The sequence below is a fragment of the Amycolatopsis sp. NPDC049688 genome (assembly GCF_040674975.1).
In the GTDB taxonomy this organism is placed as follows: domain Bacteria; phylum Actinomycetota; class Actinomycetes; order Mycobacteriales; family Pseudonocardiaceae; genus Amycolatopsis.
The window spans coordinates 38,726-57,274 of sequence record NZ_JBFANY010000025.1 but is presented as its reverse complement, the minus strand read 5'-3'; the positions used below and the strand labels follow the sequence as shown (position 1 = coordinate 57,274).

Sequence of the window (18,549 nt, the reverse complement as noted above, 5' to 3'; positions counted from 1 at the left end):
CACATTATAGTGTGCCTTATGCACGCATCAAGTGAGGGCGGCCCGGCGCTCTTCCGGCTGGTCCGGCACTGGGCCCGCCAGTGGGCACCGGACGTCGTCGAGCGCTTCGCCGCCGGCGCCCCGCCGTCGTGGACCGTGCCGAACCTCTTCGTCATCCAGGCGATCGACGGCGCCACCGGCGACGAGGTGACGGTCGCGGACGTCGCCCGCCAGCTGGGGATCGACCGTTCGGTGGCCAGCCGGATGGTCGCCGAAGCCACGCGAGACGGCTTCGTCGTGCGCTCGACGTCGGCCCGCGACGCACGCCGGGCGGTCCTGACCCTCACCGAAGCGGCGAAGGCGTTCCTCGACGCTTCGCGGGCCCACCAGCGCCAGGCGTTCGAAGGACTGGTGGGCCACTGGGCGGCGGAGGACCGCGAACGCTTCGCCGGCTACTTGAGCCGGCTCGCGGACGAGGTCCTCGGCTAGTCCAGGATTTCGTTCAGTGCTTCCCAGGCGTGCCACGCCCGCGTGACGCCGAACTGGGCGTTGAACCGCAGGGCCGCACGCACGTCCTCCGGCGACGCGCCGCCCCGCAAGGCCCGCCCGACGTGCGTGCGGAACGTGTCGGCCAGCGTCTGGTAGTGGACGTCGACGCTGAGGCTGACCAGGCCGCGCTCGCGTTCGCTGAGCGTGCCCGGCCCGTGCCCGGTGCGCATCCGCGACTGCAGGTCGAAGTAGCCGGTGAAGTGCGGGTCCAGTTCGGTCAGCCGGGCCCGGACCTCCTCCGGCAGCGGGCTGGGCGCGGCGCCGGGCCCGGTCGAGAGCAGTTCGGCGGCCAGCGGTTCGGCGGCCGGCCGCGGCAGGCCGAGTTCCGCCTCCAGCTCGGCGATCCGCTCGATGCCGGCGGCCGCCGCGTGGTAGCCGCAGTCGTACGAGACGAACCGCAGCAGCTCCCGGACGTCCGCGGTGGACACCCCGGCGGCCAGGCCGGCCCGCACGTGCGCGGCGAAGGCCAGGCCCAGACTCGCCTGACAGACGTCGGCCGTGACGCACAGGAACGTCTTCTCCCGGTCGGTCAGTTCCGGGATCGCCCGGAGGTGCCTCGCGGTGGCCCCGACCATCTGGGCGAACACCGGGTCGAGCGCGGCGAGCCGGTCGAGGCTCGTGGGGGTTTCGGTGGTGGTCACGTGGGTGCTCCCTCAGTTGTCTGAACATTCGTAGCGCTACAGCTGTAGTGCAACTGACGCTACACCTGTAGCGCAATGGGTGTCCAGCTACACTGGGCGGCGATGGAAGAGACCAGACGCCGGCGGAACGCCCGTGGCCAGGGCGAGCTGCTGCGGGAAGAGATCGTCACGGCCGCCGTGCGGATGCTCGACGAGCTCGCCGACGACGAGGCGCTGTCCCTGCGGGCCGTCGCCCGCGCGGTGTCGATCGCCGCGACGTCGGTCTACCTGCACTTCCCGGACCGTGACGCGCTGGTCCTGGCCGCGATGCAGCGCTGCCACGAAGAACTCGTCAGCACCGGCGACGCGGCGGCCGAGGCCGCCCCGGACCCGGCGGCCGCGCTGCGCGCCCGGATCCTGGCGCAGGCCGCGTGGGCGCGCGAGCACCCCGGGCTCTACAAGGTGCTGCACGAGAGCACGGTCCACCGGCGGCACGGGATGCCGTTCAAGGAGGTCATGGTCGCCCGCACCACCGAGGCGGTCCAGCGGTGCATGGACGCGGGCCTGGCCCCGGCCGACGACGCCGTGACCGTCGCCATCGACCTGCGGACCGCCGTCAACGGCATGCTGGCCCAGCGCATCAACGAGCCCGACCTGCCGTGGCCGCCCGCCGTCGAGCAGCTCGACCGGTTCCTGGTCAAGCTGGTGGGCCTGCGGTCCTGACTTGTGCGCCGGGCCGGAACCGGCTTGGGTGTCCCGGTATGAACCCGGGTTTCCCGACGGTGGTCCCGCGGATGGTGGTGACCGACCTCGTCGCCGCCGTCGCGTTCCTGCGCACGGTCTTCGGCGCGACCGGCGAGGTCGAGAGCGGACGGCCGGCCGAGCTCCGCATCGGCGACTCACTGGTCATGGTGTCGGCCGAAGGCGAGCGCCCGCTGTTCCCGGCGTTCCTGCACGTCTACGTGGCCGACGCGGACGCGACGTACCGCCGCGCCCTCGACTGCGGCGCGGCGAGCCTGGAGGAACCGGCGAGGATGCCCTACGGCGACCGGCGCGCGATGGTCCGCGACCCGTTCGGCAACGTCTTCCAGATCGCCCAGCGCGGCGGCTGACCTACTCGCCCGTGCTGCCGTCGATCGACTCGCGGATCAGGTCCGCGTGGCCGTTGTGCCGGCTGTACTCCTCGACCATGTGGACCAGGATCCAGCGCAGGCTCGGCCTGCTGCCGTCCCGCCGCGGGCGCCGGGCGCGCTGGGACAGGTCGCCGTCCGCCAGCGCCCGCTCGAGGAGCTCGCGGGACCGGGCGACCGCTTCCTCCCAGAGTTCGTGCAGCGCCTCCGGCGGGTCGTCCGCCGCGGATTCCCAGTCCCAGTCCGGCGTGGCCGTCCAGTCGACCGCGTCGAACGGGGCCGAGCGGTCATGGCCGGACAGCACGTGGGAGAACCAGTGGTCCTCCACGTACGCCAGGTGCTTGAGCAGCCCGCCGAGGGTCAGCGAGGACGGCGGGACGGTCGCGCGCAGGCCCGCCGCGTCCAGTCCGGCGCACTTCCAGGCCAGCGTCGCGCGGTGGAAGTCGAGGAAGCCCAGCAGCGTTGTGGTTTCGTCACCGTCGAGGGGCGGCTCGGGCCGGCTCTGTTCGTCCACAGTGGGCACTCTACTCACGGCGTCAGCGCGCGGACGTCCCAGATCCACACCCCGCCGACGAACTCCGCGGGCTTGCGCAGCAGCAGCTCCACAGTGGACTTCAGGGCTTCCAGGTTCTGCCGCGGCCCCACCACGAGCACGTCCGCGTTCCAGGCCCGCAGGTCCGTGAGCGCCTGGTCGCGGTCGGCCTCGGTGACCTCCGCCGCCTGGCCGGTCCGCTCGACCTGGGCGAACAGGTCCGACGTCGGCCGCGGGACGGCGCCGTACCGGCCGCTGCGGTCCGTCGCCGACGTCGGGCCGACGAAGTAGCCCTCCGGCATCGGGTAGCCGAGTCCCGCGTCGACCTGCCAGTGCAGCGGCTCGGCTTCGCCGGTGCTCGGCAGCGGCACCGGCACCAGCGACCCGCCGGGAGCGACGTACTGGCGCCAGATCCCGTCGGCGAAGAACGGCGGCGACAGCGGACGCTGGTGCGTCACCAGCTCCGTCGGCGCGATCGGCAGCAGGACGGCGATGACCGCGCCGATCCAGATCATCCGCAGCGGGAACGCGGGTTTGCCGTCGAGGGGCGCCGGCTGCTCGGCCGCCGCCGTCCAGACGCGGTGCGTCGCGATCGCCAGGAGCGCGCCGACGACCGGGATGCAGCCCATCGCGAGCCGGGATTCGAGCACCGAGTCCAGCAGCGGCAGCTGGCCCAGCCACTTCCACGGGCCGGCGATGCCGGTGTCGTCGTGCGCCACCGTGATCTCGACACCCAGCGAAAGCAGGGCCATCACGTACATCGTGATCGCGAGCGCCCGCGACACGACGTCGCGCCACAGCCAGATCGTCAGCACGACCATCAGGACGATCAGCGGCCAGCCGAAGAAGGCGTTCTCCTCGGTGCGGTTCATCGACACGTCCGCGGCCGCCTCGGGCGCGCCGGCGATCGACTGCGTCGCGAAGCGCGTGAACGCCGCCGTGTCGTTGCCCGCCGGGCCGTGCAGCAGCGAGTGGAAGCTCTGCGGGCCGAAGAACTGCCAGTACAACGGGAATCCGGCGATGAGCAGGGCGACCACCGCGCCGACGCCGATCCCCTTGGCCAGCGGCGCCAGCATGCCGCGGATCTCCCCGCGGCGCGGGATCAGGTAGGACACCGCGAAGACGACGAAGGTGAGCGAGAAGATGGCCAGCGGCTCTTCGCCCAGCAGGATCTGCCACGCGACGAGCAGCCCGAGCACGATCCCGTTGCGCAGCGGGCGTTCCCCGTGGGCGAGCTGGATCGTCTTGAGCGCGATGAACGGCAGCACGAACAGCACCACGAAGTTCGGGTGCGCGTTGCCGTGCGAAATCATCGGCGGGGCGAAGCCGCAGAACGCGCCGCCGATCGCCGCCGCCGTCCGGTTCGGCACCAGGTGCCGGGAGAACACCCAGTACCAGCCGGTCGCGGTGCCGGCGAGGCCCGCGGTGAGCACGATCGCCCAGGTCAGCGTCGCGCCGAAGGTCAGCGTGATGGGGGCGAGCGGGATGTTCAGGCCGAACATCGCCGCGTTCGCCGCCATGTTGACGCCGAGCGGGTAGTTCTGCAGGTCCGTCGTGAACGGGTTCTGGAAGTGCAGGACGGACTTCGCGACGACCGTCGAGTACCACTCCCACTGGCTCTGGTCGGCCGCGCCGTTCCAGAGGTAGCCGCGCTTGAGGTCGAACCACAGGCCGTTGTAGAGCAGGATCGTGAACAGCAGGAACCCGCCGGTGATCGCGGAGTCCTGCCACGCCCAGCGCTTCGGTCCCTCGGGGAGTTCGGGAGCCGGCGGCACCAGCTCGGGAACGGCTTCGGACTTCAGGCTCACGGTTCGACCACCCTGGCGAGGAAGTAGAGCGCCCCGGTGCCGGCGTGCCGGACCAGCAGCAGGAACGGCCGGTCGACCGTGACGGCGACCGGTTCGTCGATCATCATCGAGGTGAGGCGCATGGTCAGCGCGGTGGCCGCGGCCCCCTCGAAACCCTGTTCGTCGACGCGCAGCACGGCCTGGTGCAGCACCTCGGACACCGTCAGCCGCGGGTCCGGCGAGAGCCCGCCCAGGTCGGCATCGTCGGTGAACATGGTGCGGACGCCGAGGCCGCGCAGCACGCCGGTCAGCGAGCTGGGGACGTCGAGCGAGACCTTGGGGAGCGCGAGCTCGACCGGCTTGAAGCGGATTTCGTCGAGCAGGCTCGTCAGCTTCGCCTGGTCGAGCGCGGCTTCCGCCTCCGCGAGGTCGCCGTCGGGCAGCAGGACGACGGCCTGCAGGCCCCCGGCCGCGGCGAGCTGCACCGCCTGCCAGCCGCCGGCGTGCGCGTACCCGACGCGCTCGCTCAGCCACATGGTCGGGACGTCCCGGTCGCCGGAGGGGGCGTGGAACGGCGCGTCGCTGGTGTTGGCCTCGCGGAAGGGCAGGGTCCAGGCGGCCTTCAGGTAGAGGGCGTTGACCAGCACGGCGGCGACGTCGGAGTCGATCGAGCCGGGCGGCAGCAGCTGCGGGATCAGGCCGTGCGTGGTCCGGCCGACATCGTCGTTGATGAGCGCGCGGGCGGCTTCGGGCTCCTTTTCGAAGGGGGCGCTCGCGACGGCGGCGCCGGGCCACGCGGCGAGCTCGGCCTTGAAGGAGTCTTCGAGCGGAAGGCGGTCGTCGGCCCACAGCGTGTTCGCGACGGCCAGCTCGGGTCCGTCCTCGCTCAGCTGGGCGGCCTCCCGCAGCAGGACGGTCTGCTCGTCCGGATCACCGACCAGGGCGACCAGCTCGTCCCGGGTGCGCCCCCGGGCGGCGCGCGCGGCGAGGGTCAGGGCACTGGCCACCGAATACGGCGAAAAGCAGGTGTTCCCGCCCCCGGCACCGAGGGCCGAGTGGACGGCGAGAGCGAACCGGAGGTGGCTGTCCGTGGCCATGCGGGCGAGACTACCGGACCGGGACACCCCACCGGCCGCCCGCGCGCAACTCCGCCCGAGGATGACAAAACCCCCGCGAAAGTTTCGCCACCGGCCGTGCGCCAACAGGCTTCTCGCGTGATCCGCCAGGCATCACCCGTGATCGAACGGCCATCACGTGTGATTGAACGGGCATCACCCGTGATGGGAAGGTCAACTCGCGTGATTGGGAGGTCAACTCGCGTGAGTGGAAGGTCGACACGGCGCAGGGCGAGCGCCGCCGCGTGTCGTCCCCCCAATCACGAGTGATGCCCCTTCAATCACGGGTGATGGCCCTCCAATCACGGGTGATGCCGCTTCGATCAGGGTCAGCGGTGGTGGCGGGTGACGTGCCAGCTGTGCCAGGCGTGGGCCTGGGCGTCGGTGAGGGAGGCGACCTGGTCGACCACCACGCGCAGCAGGCCCGCGTCGTCGGCGGCCGCGTTCCAGGCCGGGACGAACAGCGGGTCGAGGGACTCCGGGGCGCGCTGGGCGAGGGCGTGGACCAGCTCGATCAGCAGCTCGCGCTGGCCCTCCTGCATCGCCAGCCGACGGCGGTCGCTCATCACGTACCGCAGGGCCAGCGCCTTCAGCAGGGCCACCTCGGCCGCCACCTGCTCCGGGACGCACAGGCGCGCCCGGTAGCGCCCGAGCGGGCCCTCGCCGAACTCCGCGCGGGTTCCGGTGACCGCCGCCGTGGTGAACCGCCCGACCAGCTCGCTCGTCAGCCGTTTCAGCGCGACCTGGGCACCCGGTGAACCGTCCGGCTCCGCCGGCACGAGCGCCGCGACCACCGGCAGCGCCAGCAGTTCCGCGGCCGCATCCTCCAAAGTGGACACCGACTGGGCGGAGAAGTGCTTGGCGGCGGCCTCGGCGACGGCCGCGCGCTCGTCCGGGTGGGCGAGCACGCGCAGCTTGATCCGGCCGGCCAGGACCCCGTCCTCGACGTCGTGCACCGAGTACGCCACGTCGTCGGCCCAGTCCATGATCTGGGCCTCCAGGCACGTCCGCTCCGGCGGCGCCCCCGACCGGAACCACTCGAACACCGGGACGTCGTCGGCGTACACGCCGTACTTCACCTGGCCCGGTTTGCGCGGCCACGGGTACTTCGTGGTCGCGTCCAGGCAGGCGCGGGTCAGGTTGAGCCCGGCCGGGTCACCCTCGGGGTCCAGCAGCTTGGGCTCCAGCCGGGTGAGGATGCGCAACGTCTGCGCGTTGCCCTCGAACCCGCCGCACGCGGCGGCCACCTCGTCGAGCGCGCGCTCGCCGTTGTGCCCGAACGGCGGGTGCCCGATGTCGTGGGCCAGCCCCGCGGTGTCGGCCAGGTCCGGGTCCGCGCCCAGCTCTTCGGCGATGCCGCGGCCGATCTGCGCGACTTCCAGCGAGTGCGTCAGCCGGGTGCGCGGGACGCCGCTGACCTCGGCCCCCTCCCCCGGGCCGACCACCTGGGTCTTGCCGGCGAGCCGCCGCAGGGCGGCGGAGTGCAGCACCCGCGCCCGGTCGCGGGAGAACGCGCTGCGCCCGTCCGCCCGCGCGCCGGGCAGCGCGGCGCCCTTCGCCGGCTCCGGCAGCAGGCGGGCAGTGTCGTGCTCGGTGTAACTCACCCGACCAGCCTAAACGCGAGCACCGACTTTTTCGGGGGTTCGGGTGGCGGAGCCCCCGACCTGGGGCGAAGCCCCAGATGTCACCGACAGCAAGCTCAGCCCAGGAAGGTGGCGAACAAATCGTCGGCCGGGGTCTTCGTCAGCCGGTAGTACAGCAGCGCGCCGGTCTCGCGGACGATGTACCGCACCTGGGTGACGCGCTCCTGGACGATCGGCCCGCTGTGCGTCGGCGCGGTCCACGCCTCCAGCCCCAGGTCACCGGCCATCGTCCGGGCGCGGAAGGAGTGCCACGGGTCGCTGACCAGCACCGCCGTCCGCCAGCCGCGGGCCTCGACCTGCTGGGCGACCGCGCGCAGGCTCCGCAGCGTGTCGCTGCCCTCGCCGACCGCGAGCGTCGCCGACGCCGGCACGCCGCGCCGGGTCAGCCAGAGCTGGCCGGCCCGCGCTTCGGTGAAGTTGTCCTCGGCCTTCTTGCCGCCCGCGGTGACGATCGTCTTCGCGACCCCGGCGTCGTAGAGCTGCTTCGCCTTCACCAGCCGGGCGGCGTAGATGTCCGACGGCTTCCCGTTGTACTGGGCCGCACCCAGCACCACGATGACGTCCGCGGGCCGCCGGTCGTTCTCGCGGGCGACCTCCCACACGCGGAACGCCGTGCCGCCGACGAGCGCGAGCAGCACGAGGAGGGTGCCGAAGGCGATCCGGCGCGCCCAGCTCGCGCGCGACGGTTTGGTGCGTTCAGCGGTACCCACCCGCCCCATTCTGTCAGAGGCGGCTCAGAGCCAGCCACGCTCCTCCGCGACGCGCACGGCCTCGGCCCGCGTCCGCGCCCCGGTCTTGCCGATCGCGGCGGACAGGTGGTTGCGGACGGTGCCTTCCGACAGGTGCAGCGCGCGGGCGACGTCGGCCACCGTGCTGCCGTCCCTGGCCGCCCGCAGCACGTCGTGCTCCCGCGCGGTGAGCGGGCTGGCGCCGGTGGCGAGGGACTCCGCCGCCAGCGCCGGGTCCACCACCCGGAGTCCACTGTGGACCCGGCGGACGGCCTCGACGAGCTGTTCCGGCGGCGCGTCCTTGACGACGAACCCGGCCGCGCCCGCCGCCATCGCGCGGGCGAGGTAGCCGGGCCTGCCGAACGTGGTGCAGATGATCACCCGGCACGACGGCAGCGCGGCCCGCAGGTCCGCCGCGGCCTCCAGGCCGTCCTTGCCGGGCATCTGGACGTCCAGCAGGGCGACGTCCGGCTTCGCCTCGCGCGCGGCTGCCACCACCTCGTCGCCGGAGCCGACCTGCCCGACCACTTCGATGTCGTTCTCGAGGCCCAGCACGGTGGCCAGTGCCCCGCGCACCATGGCCTGGTCGTCGGCCAGCAGCACCCGGATCAAGCGAGTCCTCCCGCGGGTTCGGCGCGCACGGCCGGGCCGGCCGCGCGCGGTTCGGGCTGCGGGATCTCCGCCCGCACCAGCAATCCTCCCCCGGGCCGGGCCGACGTCCGCAGCGTCCCCCCGACAGCGGCGAGCCGCTCGGTGAGCCCCCGCAGGCCGTTGCCCGCGACGACGCCGGTGGCGGTCCCGTCGTCCTCGATCTCCAGCCAGTTGCCGCCCAGCCGCACGCGAACCCGCTTGGCCCCGGAGTGGCGCAGGACGTTCGTGACGGCTTCCCGCAGCACGTACCCGAAGGGGTTCTGGAACTCCGGCCGGACGTTGTCGACCGCGTGCGGCAGGTCGGCGTCGATCTCCGCGGCCCGCAGCGCCGCCCGCGCCCCGACGAGCTCGACCGACAGCGACACCTCGCGATTCGCCGACACGGTCGCGCGGACGTCGGAGAGCGCGCTGCGGGTCAGGCTCTCGACCTCGCGGATCTCCTCGACCGCCCGCGGGATGTCGCCGGCGCTCTCCAGCACCCGCCGGGCCAGCCCCGCCTTGACGGTGATCGTGGTGAGGCTGTGCCCGAGCAGGTCGTGCAGGTCGCGGGCCAGCCGCTCCCGCTCGTTCGCCACGGCGAGGGTGGCGATCTCCTCGTTCGCGCGTTCCAGCCGCCGGACCGCGCGGACGAGGTTGGCCATGAAGAACATGGCCAGCGTGATCGAGAAGACCGTGATCAGGTCGCCGTAGCCGTCCAGGAACCGGCCCTGCGCCAGCAGGATCACCGCGCCCAGGGCCACCGTGGCCAGGTCGATGATCACCGACCAGGCCGCGGGGACCAGGAACACGACCACCGCCGTGCCGTAGAGCAGGACGAACCCGCTGCCCGCCGCCACCGCCAGCGAGGCGAGCCCCAGGGCGTTCATCGTGATCCCGAAGGCCAGCTTCACCCGGCGTTCCCGGCGGAAGAAGTACGGGAAGAACGCGTAGCACGCCGAGTAGGCGTAGACGAGGACGCCGGCGGCGACCAGCCCGGGCGTGACCGCGGGCTCGGCCAGCAGCGAGCGCGTGACCGGGAGGAGGAACGGCAGCAGGAAGACCACCGACATGATCGGCCACCGCGGGCCGCCCGGCCCGCGGTCGGCGGCGTCGGGCAGCGGGTCCTCCCACCACGATTCCTTGTTGTCCAGCCCGAACCGGCGTTTCGCCATCGTCGTTCTCCTCCGGCCCTCAGACGCGGGCGCTGTCCTTACGGTAACGCCTGATCACCAGCGCCCCGAGCACGACCGTCCAGGCGCCGAGCACCCCCGCGGCCTGGGGCAGCGACACCACCATGTCGCTGGTCACCGCCGGTCGCGCCACCTGCAGCACCCAGTAGGTCGGCATGATCTGGGCGACGTCGTGCATCCAGCCCGGCATCGTCTCGATCGGGATCCAGAGGCCGCCGAGGAAGCCCATGCCGAGGGTGACGAGCATGTTGATCGGCTGCATCGAGTCCGGCGTGCCGAACTGGCCCAGCAGCAGGCCGAGCAGCACCAGCGGGATCGTGCCGAGCCAGATGCCGGCGAAGATCCGCACCCAGCCGCTCGCGTCGACGTGCACGCCCTCGGCCAGCACGCCCAGCAGCGGCACGAGGACCAGCGCGGGCAGCCCCACGAGCATCCCGGAGATGCCCTTGCCCGCCAGGTAACCGGTGCCGGTCAGCGGGGTCAGGCGCAGCTGCCGCTGCCAGCCGACGGCGCGTTCGAGCGCGAGCCGGGCCCCGCTGTTGGTGGCCGCGGCGAAGACGCCGAACGTCATCATGTTGATCATGATCACGGCGGCGATCTGCGCGTGGTCCGGGTCGCTCGTCTTCGTGAAGACGTTGGCTTGCAACAGGAACATCAGCACCGGGAACGCCACGACGAAGATCAGGAACCGCGGCGCCCGGAAGTTCCGGCGGATCTCGGTGAGCAGGTAGGTGGCGTTCATCGCACGGGCTCCGCGGTCTCGTCGGCGGTCAGGGACAGGAAGGCGCCTTCGAGGCCGACGGCGCTGATTTCGACGTCGTGCACGGCCGGAACCGCGGCCTTGAGCGCCCAGAGCGTGGCGTCGGAGTCACCGCTGGAGATCGCGACCCGGTCGCCGCGCAGCTCGTATTCCTTGACGCCGGGCAGCGCGGCGATGACCGCGTCGGTGGCGCCCGGGACGGCGGCGCGCAGGGTGCGGCCGCCGGCCAGGGCGCGGACCTCGGCGACGGAACCGTCGGCGACGATCCGGCCGCGGCGCATCAGCACCACGCGGTCGGCGAACTCCTCGGCCTCTTCGAGGTAGTGCGTCGCGAACAGGACCGTGCGGCCGGACTCGGTGAAGGAGTACATCGACTGCCAGAACTCGCGCCGGGTGCCGACGTCCATCGCCGCGGTCGGCTCGTCGAGGATGAGCAGGTCCGGGTTGCTGACCAGCGCGACGGCGAACCGCACGCGCTGCTTCTGCCCGCCGGAAAGCTTGTTCGCGCGGCGGCCGGCCAGCTCTTCGACACCGGCCGCGCGCAGGGCCTCGGCCACCGGCATCGGCCGGCGGTGCAGCGCCGCGACCATGCCGACGGTCTCGCCGACGGTCAGGTCGTCCATCAGGGCCCCGCCCTGCAGCATCGCGCCGATCAGGCCGGCGCGGACGGCGTCGATCGGCTTGCGCCCGAACACGCGCACTTCGCCGGCGCCGGGGCTGGTCAGGCCGAGGATCATGTCGACGGTGGTGGACTTGCCGGCGCCGTTCGGGCCGAGCAGGGCGACCACCTCGCCCGGGGCGATGGTCAGGTCGACGCCGTCGACCGCGTGGACCTCGCCGTAGTGCTTCCGCAGGCCGGTGAGGTGGACCGCGGCCCCCGCCGCCACCGCCTGGCTGTCTGTTTCTCGCATGCCCCCAGGCTGCCGCCCGGAAGGCCCGGGTCCCCAGACCGTGCGTCACGACCTGACCGTGACAGGTGTCAGGGGTACCCGGGCCCCGGGTGCGTCAGCAGCCGATGAGGCGGCCCGCCAGGTACGACTCCAGCTTGTCGATCGCGATCCGCTCCTGCGACATCGTGTCGCGCTCGCGGACGGTCACGGCCTGGTCCTCGAGCGAGTCGAAGTCCACCGTGACGCAGTACGGCGTGCCGATCTCGTCCTGGCGGCGGTAGCGGCGGCCGATCGCCTGGGCGTCGTCGAAGTCGACGTTCCAGTGCTTGCGCAGCGTCGCCGCGACCTCCTTCGCCTTCGGGGTCAGGTCGGCGTTGCGCGACAGCGGCAGCACCGCGACCTTGAACGGCGACAGCCGCGGGTCGAGCTTCAGCACCACGCGGATGTCGGTGCCGCCCTTGGCGTTCGGCACCTCCTCCTCGACGTAGGAGTCCACCAGGAACGCCATCATCGAGCGGCCGACACCGGCCGCCGGCTCGATGACGAACGGCCGGTACCGCTGGCCCGAAGCCTGGTCGAAGAACGACAGGTCCTGGCCCGAGTGGTTCGAGTGCGTCGTCAGGTCGAAGTCGGTGCGGTTCGCGATGCCCTCGAGCTCGCCCCACTCCTGACCCGCGTTGAACGCGAACCGGTACTCGATGTCGACGGTGCGCTTCGCGTAGTGCGAGAGCTTTTCCTTCGGGTGCTCGTAGTGGCGCAGGTTCTCGGCCTTGATGCCGAGGTCCTTGTACCAGTTCGTGCGCTCGTCGATCCAGTACTGGTGCCAGCGCTCGTCTTCGCCCGGCTCGACGAAGAACTCCATCTCCATCTGCTCGAACTCGCGCGTCCGGAAGATGAAGTTGCCCGGCGTGATCTCGTTGCGGAAGGACTTGCCGATCTGGCCGATGCCGAACGGCGGCTTCTTCCGCGACGTCGTCTGGACGTTGGAGAAGTTCACGAAGATGCCCTGCGCGGTCTCCGGGCGGAGGTAGTGCAGGCCCTCTTCGGACTCCACCGGGCCGAGGTAGGTCTTCAGCATCATGTTGAAGTCCCGCGGCGGGGTGTACTGGCCGCGCGTGCCGCAGTTCGGGCACGGCACCTCGGACAGGTCGTCCTCGCTGGTCTCCTTGCCGGTGCGCGCCGCGAACTCCTCGGCGAGCTGGTCGGCGCGGAACCGCTTGTGGCACGACAGGCATTCGATCAGCGGGTCGGTGAACACGTTGACGTGCCCCGACGCGACCCACACCTCACGCGGCAGGATCACCGACGAGTCGAGGCCGACGACGTCGTCGCGGCCCTGGACGACGGTCTTCCACCACTGGCGCTTGATGTTGTCCTTGAGCTCGACCCCGAGCGGCCCGTAGTCCCACGCAGAGCGGGTGCCGCCGTAGATCTCTCCGCTGGCGAAGACGAAACCACGGCGCTTGCACAGGCTGATGATCTTCTCAATGGTGTTCGTGGGCACTCCACGCTCCGAAAAGCTTGCGGGGACGGTCAGGACTGGAACGTCCAGGGTATCCGCCGGGGCCCACCCCTTTTCGCGCAGGTGAGCCTACGGCCGCGACACCAGCGACGCCGTCACGACGCGGTTGTCCTCGTACCCTTCGCTGCCGCCGACGTACTCGCCGCCGCAGGTGACCAGCAGCAGCTTGTGCGGCCCGTCGGGGTCGAACAGCTGCTCGGACCGGCCGGCGAGGTCCGACTTGTGGACGGTCTCGGTCGCGTCGATCCGGTACACCCAGGCACCGCCCGCGGCGTCGGTCAGCTTGACCTCCTGCCCCTGCTTGACCTGCCAGAGCTCGTTGAACGGGCCCTTCTTGCCCTTCCAGTTGACGTGCCCCGACAGCAGCGCGACACCGTGGTCGGCCCCCAGCTTCGCGCCCCACCAGGCGGCCTCGTCGAGCCCCTCCGGGATCTTCAGCGCGCCCGCGGCGTCCAGGTCCTCCTGGACCAGTTTCGCGGTCCCACCGCCGGGCAGGGACAGCTGCGCGGGGTCTCGCCCGGTGTCCTGCGCGGTGCTCTGCGGCGCCGGCTGGTTCGCGGCCGGAACGGGCGTGCCGGCGCCGTTCGCGACGGCGGGTTCATCCTTTCCGGTGAACACGAGCAGGGTCACGACCAGTGCCGCGACCACGAACGCCCCGGCGACGCCGACGATCCACCAGCGGCCGGAGTTCTTCTTCGGCTCCGCCGGGTTCCGGTCCTGCATGTGCTGTGCTCCTTCGCTGTCTGGGGCAGTGCACGGACAGGCATGCCGCGACGGGCGCAGGAGGTTGCACCGGAATCCGATCAGCCGCCGGGGCGCGTCACCAGCCGGGCGGTGACCAGGCGGTTCTCGTCGTAGCCCTCGGTGCCGCCGACGTAGTCGCCGCCGCAGGTGACCAGCACGAGCCGGTGCGGGCCGTCCTGGCCGAACCACCGGGCGGCCTGGGCCGGCAGGAGCTCCTTCGGCACCGTGACGACGTCGTCCACGCGGTAGACCCACCGGCCGCCGCGCGCGTCGGCGACGCTGACCTCGTCGCCCTGGCGCATCCGCCACAGCTCGTCGAACGGCCCGCGCCGGCCCTCCCAGTTCACGTGCCCGGACAGCAGGGCCGCGCCCTGCGCCGCGCCCAGCTTGGCGCCCCACCAGGCGGCGTCGCCGAGACCGCGCGGGATCGGCAGCACCCCGGTGCCGGTGAGTTCGGTGCGGACCAGGCGGGCGGTGGCGCCGTCGGGCAGGCGCACCGTGCCCGGCCGCTGCTGCGCGGCGGATTCGCTGTCCGCGGGCAGCATGGCCGGCGCGGCGTTCTCGCCCGGCAGCGCGCCGGGTGGCGGGGCCGCGGCCGGTGCCGTGGTGGCCGGCGGCAGCCAGGTCAGCACGATGATCCCGGCCGCGAAGGCGGCCACGGCCAGCGCCGCCGAGACGGCGGCCAGCGCGGTGCGCAGCACCTAGTCCGTCCCGGTTTTGCGCCGCCGGCCGAGCAGCAGCGCGACGGCGGCGAAGAACACCCCGCCGAAGAGCAGGCCGAGGCCGAGCGGGACGCGCGAGCCGTCGCTGTCCGTGGCGGGCGCGGCCGCACCCAGGTAGCCGGCCGGGACCTGGGTCGGCACGGGGGCCTGGGTGGCCGTCGCGCCGCCGGCCGGGACGGCGGCCTTCGCGACGAACCCCTTCGGCACCGAGCAGCTGACCCCGCCGAGCACGATGGTCGTCTTCACGTCCTGCAGCGCGGCGCCCTGGGCGTCCTTGACGTGGGTGGTGATCTCCGCCCGCCAGCCGGCGACGGCGGTGAAGTCGCCCCCGCGCCAGCCGTCCTGGCGGATCAGCTGGTCGAAGGTGGCCACCCGGGTCAGCTTGAGGTCGGAGACCGTCGTCGAGCGGTCGGCGTTCGCGATGTCGCCGGGCGGGCCGAGCCGGAGGTTCGACAGCTGGAGGCCGGCGTCGCCGCCGGGCATCGGGACGATGCCGAGGCCGCCGCCGGCCTGGCGCACCCACAGCCGCGTCACCGAGCTCGCCGAAGAAAGTTTCGCCGGGGCCGTGCAGTCGACCGAGGTCTTGGCGCCCTCCAGGACGAGCACGGTGTTGTCGACCGGCCGGGCCCCACCCTGCCAGGTGTCGCGCAGCGCGTAGTTCGTCTCCGCGACGGCGTTGGGCACGGTGGTGGCCTGGAGCGCGGCGAAGACGTTGTGGTCCCGGCTCGGAACACCCGGCGGATACGGGTTTTGTGACGCGCTGTAACGACCGAGGTCGATCTGGTAGTGGCCGCCGAAGGTGGCGCGCTCGCCGTCGTCCTTGGGCACCGAGACGCGGTCCGCGCCGAGTTTCGACTGGCCGGGCAGCAGCGGGGATCGTTGCGTTTCGGTGATCAGGGCGCCGCCGCGCTGGCCTTCGGTCCCGATCCGCACCGAGGCGATGTTCGCGAACGAGACCGGGCCGGCCGTCTCGTCGACGGCCTGGCTCTGCGCCCCGGCCACACCCACTCCGGCCAGGGGGAACACCACGGCCGTCACGGCGACCGCCCTCGTCACGAAACGCCTCATGTCTCCCCACTGCTCTGCTCAGGCGGGTCGTCAGCGTACGAGAAGCGACGAAACTCTCCGCGACAACCTTGCACCGTCGGCCACCGCATGCGAAGCCGAAGGGCCAATATCCCACGAACTCACCCGGATGGGGTAATACGACCGGCCGTATCCCGCAGCTCGGCGCCGAAGCGGAGGTCTCGACCGGGGGAACACTAGGATGGGCGTCGCCGTTATCGGCAATGACTACGGAATTCATGGTCGCAGGCGGCGGACGAGCGCGCGGGAGGCGGGAATGGCGACGGTGACCGGGAGCGACGGCCGGCCGGGGCTCGCGGAGTGCACGCCGGCGTCCCCGGCCCGCCCCTCGCCCGCGGTCCTGGGCGACGCGGGTGACCTGCTGCGCGCGCTGGCGGCGCCGGTCCGGATCGCGATCGTGCTGCAGCTGCGCGAGGGCGATCGGTGCGTGCACGAGCTGGTCGACACCCTCGACGTCGCGCAGCCGCTGATCAGCCAGCACCTGCGGGTGCTGAAGACGGCCGGAGTGGTCCAGGGCGAGCGCCGCGGCCGCGAGGTCGTCTACCGGCTCGCCGACGACCACCTGGCGCACATCGTGGTCGACGCCGTCGCCCACGTGCAGGAAGGAAAGTGATGAACCCCGCCGCGTCGCGCAGCCAGGCCCCGGTGCCCGGGCGCCGATCGACCCGGCAGCGGGCCGCGGTCGTCGAGCTGCTGAGCACCGTCGACGACTTCCGCTCGGCCCAGGAACTCCACGACGAGCTGCGCAAACGCGGCGACGGCATCGGCCTGACGACGGTATACCGCACCCTGCAGTCCCTGTCCGAGGCCGGCGAGATCGACGTCCTGCGCACGGATTCGGGCGAGGCGATCTACCGCCGGTGTTCGGCGCACCACCACCATCACCTGGTGTGCCGCCTCTGCGGCCGCACGGTCGAGGTCGAGGGCCCGGCGGTGGAGCGCTGGGCGGAGAAGATCGCGGCCGAGCACGGCTTCTCGGAGATCTCCCACACGGTGGAGATCACCGGCACCTGCGCCGACCACTGACCCCCAACAGCCGCCTCGCGTACCTGCACAGTCGGCTTGCGTACCTGGACGGTCGGTTCGGCTTCCGGCACCGGCCGACCCTCCGGGTACGCGAACCGACTCCCTGGGTACGCGAGCCGACCTTCTGGGTGCGGGCGGTTCAGTATTCGTAGGGGTCCTTGGGGGTGGGGACCGTGGTCAGGGAGGCCGGGGTGAAGTCCGGGGTGTAGTTGCTCGCCTTCGTGGCCGTGCCCGGGACGACCTGGCCGGTCACCTGGATCCAGGCGTCGCTGGCGAGGTGGTCGGCTTCGCCGCCGCGGAGGCGGACCGTCACCGGGAACGCATCCGCCGCGCAGCAGCTGATCACCAGGCGCGCCAGCAGCGTGCTGCCTTCCGTGTGGACCACGAAACCGGTCAGCGAAACCGTGCGGCCGTTGAGCGTGCCCGCCGCGTCCCAGCCCGCACGGCTGACGAACTCGTTGACCGACAGGGGCACCACATCGCCCGCCGGCAGGGCCGGGAACGCCGCCGCGTTGGCCGCCGCCGCGCTCGCCGGGACCCGGGCTTCCGTGCGGATCACCGAGTCCGCGCCCAGGGCCGGTGGCGCGACCAGGAACACCGCCAGCACCGGCACCAGCAGCAGCCAGGCCGGGCGCGCCGAGTGCGAGTGGCCGTCGTGGTCGCCGGGAACGGCCCGCCGCGCCAGCAGGTCGCGCACGATGGCGACCGCGCCGAGCAGCACCATCACCGCGCCGCCGGCGATGACCCACGGCTGCTGCGCCGGCTTGACGTACCGCAGGTAGTCGCCGTTGACCGCGATCTTGACCAGTGCCCCGCCGAGCAGGATCAGCAGGATGTTCTGGGTTTCCCGTTTCACACGACCCCCACCAGGAATCCGGCCCCCAGCGCGCAGGCCACCGCCACCACGAACGTCACCGGCGCGAACCGCACCGCGAACGACCGGCCGAACGTCCCCGCCTGCAACGCGAACAGCTTGACGTCGATCGCCGGGCCCACCACCAGGAACACCAGCTTCGGCAGCAGCGGCAACGCCGTCAGCGACGCCGCCACGAACGCGTCCGCCTCGCTGCACAGCGCCAGCACCACCGCCAGCACCGCCATCACCACCACGCCCAGCACCAATTGGTCGCCCAGCACACCGAACCAGCGAGCCGGCACGAGCACGTTCAGCGCCGACGAGATCAGGGCTCCCAGCACCAGGAACCCGCCCGCCTCGACCAGGTCCGTCCGGGCGGTCTCGGCGAACACCCGCCAGCGCTGCCCGCCCGCCACGTCCGGGAGCCGCTGCAGCGCCCGGGCGGTGATCCATTCGAGCTTGCCCCAGCGGGCCCACAGCCAGCCCATCACCATCGCCGTGGCGAGCGAGCCGGCGAACCGCGCGAGCACCATCTCCGGCTTGCCGGGGAACGCGACCGCGGTCGCCACCAGCACCACCGGGTTCACCGCCGGGGCCGCGAGCAGGAACGTCAGCGCCGCCGCCGGGGCCACGCCCTGCCCCATCAGCCGCCGCGCCACCGGCACCGAAGCGCATTCGCAGCCCGGCAGCGCGACCCCGGCCAGCCCGGCCACACCGACCGCCGCGCCGGCCCGCCGCGGCAGCACCTTCTCCAGCACGCGGGCCGGCACGAAGGCGGCGATGGCCCCGCTGATCAGCACGCCCAGCACCAGGAACGGCAGCGCCTGCACGCAGACGGCGACGAACACCGTCGAGCCGGTGCGCAACGCGGGCACGTCGAACACCTGCTGCAGCCAGCCCTGCGCGAGGATCGCGACCAGCAGGATCGCGCACAGCACTTCGACCGAGCTGATCCGGAACCGGCGGGTGCGCCGGCCGGGCTCGGCTTCGGTGTCGGAAACGATGTTCACGACGGCGATGATGCCAGGGTCGTCCGGCAG

21 protein-coding genes are annotated in these 18,549 nt (G+C 72.3%); 5 read left to right on the top strand and 16 right to left on the bottom strand.

All coding sequences use genetic code 11. The features are described from left to right. Positions 1-18: 18 nt before the first annotated feature. A complete protein-coding gene (locus tag AB0J55_RS43340; RefSeq protein WP_364263171.1) occupies positions 19-468 on the top strand; it encodes a MarR family winged helix-turn-helix transcriptional regulator in 450 nt (149 codons plus the stop codon). Here the strand turns inward: AB0J55_RS43340 and AB0J55_RS43335 are convergent. Further along, the gene (locus tag AB0J55_RS43335; RefSeq protein ID WP_364263168.1) at positions 465-1,169 is read right to left on the bottom strand and encodes a carboxymuconolactone decarboxylase family protein; all 705 of its coding nucleotides are present in this window, start codon (positions 1,167-1,169) and stop codon (positions 465-467) included. The genes AB0J55_RS43340 and AB0J55_RS43335 overlap by 4 nt on opposite strands. A gap of 102 nt (positions 1,170-1,271) precedes the next feature. Here AB0J55_RS43335 and AB0J55_RS43330 point away from each other — a divergent pair, with 102 nt between their 5' ends. Together AB0J55_RS43330 and AB0J55_RS43325 are read left to right on the top strand one after the other, a co-directional pair. Further along, positions 1,272-1,871, top strand: coding sequence for a TetR/AcrR family transcriptional regulator (locus AB0J55_RS43330; RefSeq protein ID WP_364263165.1), 600 nt, complete (start codon positions 1,272-1,274; stop codon positions 1,869-1,871). Between the two features lie 38 nt (positions 1,872-1,909). Continuing rightward, entirely contained in the window at positions 1,910-2,260 is a 351-nt protein-coding gene (locus tag AB0J55_RS43325; protein ID WP_364263162.1) for a VOC family protein, read from the top strand. 1 nt (position 2,261) lies between these two features. On the opposite strand, the gene AB0J55_RS43320 is transcribed toward AB0J55_RS43325, so the two are convergent. The 13 genes from AB0J55_RS43320 to AB0J55_RS43260 form a co-directional block, all read right to left on the bottom strand. After that, entirely contained in the window at positions 2,262-2,801 is a 540-nt protein-coding gene (locus AB0J55_RS43320; RefSeq protein ID WP_364263298.1) for a DinB family protein, read from the bottom strand. A 5-nt stretch (positions 2,802-2,806) separates the two neighbouring features. After that, on the bottom strand, positions 2,807-4,612 hold the full coding sequence (locus AB0J55_RS43315; RefSeq protein ID WP_364263296.1) for a glycosyl transferase: 1,806 nt from the start codon (positions 4,610-4,612) through the stop codon (positions 2,807-2,809). Positions 4,613-4,614: 2 nt separating this feature from the next. Next, positions 4,615-5,694, bottom strand: coding sequence for a serpin family protein (locus tag AB0J55_RS43310; protein WP_364263159.1), 1,080 nt, complete (start codon positions 5,692-5,694; stop codon positions 4,615-4,617). A 347-nt stretch (positions 5,695-6,041) separates the two neighbouring features. Beyond that, positions 6,042-7,316, bottom strand: coding sequence for a deoxyguanosinetriphosphate triphosphohydrolase (locus AB0J55_RS43305; RefSeq protein ID WP_364263156.1), 1,275 nt, complete (start codon positions 7,314-7,316; stop codon positions 6,042-6,044). A gap of 95 nt (positions 7,317-7,411) precedes the next feature. Next, positions 7,412-8,065 (bottom strand): YdcF family protein, encoded by a 654-nt coding sequence (locus tag AB0J55_RS43300; protein WP_364263153.1) that lies wholly within the window; start codon positions 8,063-8,065, stop codon positions 7,412-7,414. 24 nt (positions 8,066-8,089) lie between these two features. Beyond that, positions 8,090-8,695 (bottom strand): response regulator transcription factor, encoded by a 606-nt coding sequence (locus AB0J55_RS43295; RefSeq protein WP_364263150.1) that lies wholly within the window; start codon positions 8,693-8,695, stop codon positions 8,090-8,092. Next, complete coding sequence (locus AB0J55_RS43290) at positions 8,692-9,885, bottom strand: sensor histidine kinase (RefSeq protein WP_364263147.1); 1,194 nt, start codon at positions 9,883-9,885, stop codon at positions 8,692-8,694. Before AB0J55_RS43290 ends, AB0J55_RS43295 begins: the two co-directional genes overlap by 4 nt. A gap of 19 nt (positions 9,886-9,904) precedes the next feature. Continuing rightward, positions 9,905-10,645: an ABC transporter permease gene (locus tag AB0J55_RS43285; protein WP_364263144.1), complete on the bottom strand. Its 741-nt coding sequence runs from the start codon at positions 10,643-10,645 to the stop codon at positions 9,905-9,907. Beyond that, a complete protein-coding gene (locus AB0J55_RS43280) occupies positions 10,642-11,574 on the bottom strand; it encodes an ABC transporter ATP-binding protein (protein WP_364263141.1) in 933 nt (310 codons plus the stop codon). The genes AB0J55_RS43285 and AB0J55_RS43280 overlap by 4 nt, the downstream gene beginning before the upstream one ends. 94 nt (positions 11,575-11,668) lie before the next feature. Beyond that, positions 11,669-13,057 carry a glycine--tRNA ligase gene (locus AB0J55_RS43275; protein WP_364263138.1) on the bottom strand — a complete coding sequence of 463 codons (1,389 nt, stop codon included), beginning with the start codon at positions 13,055-13,057 and terminating at the stop codon, positions 11,669-11,671. Positions 13,058-13,144: 87 nt separating this feature from the next. Further along, positions 13,145-13,798, bottom strand: coding sequence for a class F sortase (locus AB0J55_RS43270; protein WP_364263135.1), 654 nt, complete (start codon positions 13,796-13,798; stop codon positions 13,145-13,147). 80 nt (positions 13,799-13,878) lie between these two features. Beyond that, positions 13,879-14,520 (bottom strand): class F sortase, encoded by a 642-nt coding sequence (locus tag AB0J55_RS43265; protein ID WP_364263132.1) that lies wholly within the window; start codon positions 14,518-14,520, stop codon positions 13,879-13,881. Continuing rightward, a complete protein-coding gene (locus AB0J55_RS43260; protein ID WP_364263129.1) occupies positions 14,521-15,609 on the bottom strand; it encodes a hypothetical protein in 1,089 nt (362 codons plus the stop codon). Between the two features lie 274 nt (positions 15,610-15,883). On the opposite strand from AB0J55_RS43260, the gene AB0J55_RS43255 reads away from it, so the two are divergent. Together AB0J55_RS43255 and AB0J55_RS43250 are read left to right on the top strand one after the other, a co-directional pair. Then, positions 15,884-16,240, top strand: coding sequence for a metalloregulator ArsR/SmtB family transcription factor (locus tag AB0J55_RS43255; RefSeq protein ID WP_364263126.1), 357 nt, complete (start codon positions 15,884-15,886; stop codon positions 16,238-16,240). Further along, complete coding sequence (locus tag AB0J55_RS43250; protein WP_364263123.1) at positions 16,240-16,653, top strand: Fur family transcriptional regulator; 414 nt, start codon at positions 16,240-16,242, stop codon at positions 16,651-16,653. Before AB0J55_RS43255 ends, AB0J55_RS43250 begins: the two co-directional genes overlap by 1 nt. A gap of 139 nt (positions 16,654-16,792) precedes the next feature. Here AB0J55_RS43250 and AB0J55_RS43245 read toward each other — a convergent pair whose 3' ends face one another. Next, entirely contained in the window at positions 16,793-17,509 is a 717-nt protein-coding gene (locus AB0J55_RS43245) for a TIGR03943 family protein (protein ID WP_364263120.1), read from the bottom strand. Next, positions 17,506-18,519 carry a permease gene (locus tag AB0J55_RS43240; RefSeq protein ID WP_364263117.1) on the bottom strand — a complete coding sequence of 338 codons (1,014 nt, stop codon included), beginning with the start codon at positions 18,517-18,519 and terminating at the stop codon, positions 17,506-17,508. Before AB0J55_RS43240 ends, AB0J55_RS43245 begins: the two co-directional genes overlap by 4 nt. Positions 18,520-18,549 lie beyond the last annotated feature (30 nt).

Coding starts and splice junctions, on each gene's coding strand:
- AB0J55_RS43340 (WP_364263171.1), top strand. CDS start 19: ATGCACGCATCAAGTGAGGGCGGCCCGGCGCTCTTCCGGCTGGTCCGG.
- AB0J55_RS43330 (WP_364263165.1), top strand. CDS start 1,272: ATGGAAGAGACCAGACGCCGGCGGAACGCCCGTGGCCAGGGCGAGCTG.
- AB0J55_RS43325 (WP_364263162.1), top strand. CDS start 1,910: ATGAACCCGGGTTTCCCGACGGTGGTCCCGCGGATGGTGGTGACCGAC.
- AB0J55_RS43310 (WP_364263159.1), bottom strand. CDS start 5,694: ATGGCCACGGACAGCCACCTCCGGTTCGCTCTCGCCGTCCACTCGGCC.
- AB0J55_RS43290 (WP_364263147.1), bottom strand. CDS start 9,885: ATGGCGAAACGCCGGTTCGGGCTGGACAACAAGGAATCGTGGTGGGAG.
- AB0J55_RS43285 (WP_364263144.1), bottom strand. CDS start 10,645: ATGAACGCCACCTACCTGCTCACCGAGATCCGCCGGAACTTCCGGGCG.
- AB0J55_RS43280 (WP_364263141.1), bottom strand. CDS start 11,574: ATGCGAGAAACAGACAGCCAGGCGGTGGCGGCGGGGGCCGCGGTCCAC.
- AB0J55_RS43270 (WP_364263135.1), bottom strand. CDS start 13,798: ATGCAGGACCGGAACCCGGCGGAGCCGAAGAAGAACTCCGGCCGCTGG.
- AB0J55_RS43260 (WP_364263129.1), bottom strand. CDS start 15,609: ATGAGGCGTTTCGTGACGAGGGCGGTCGCCGTGACGGCCGTGGTGTTC.
- AB0J55_RS43255 (WP_364263126.1), top strand. CDS start 15,884: ATGGCGACGGTGACCGGGAGCGACGGCCGGCCGGGGCTCGCGGAGTGC.
- AB0J55_RS43250 (WP_364263123.1), top strand. CDS start 16,240: ATGAACCCCGCCGCGTCGCGCAGCCAGGCCCCGGTGCCCGGGCGCCGA.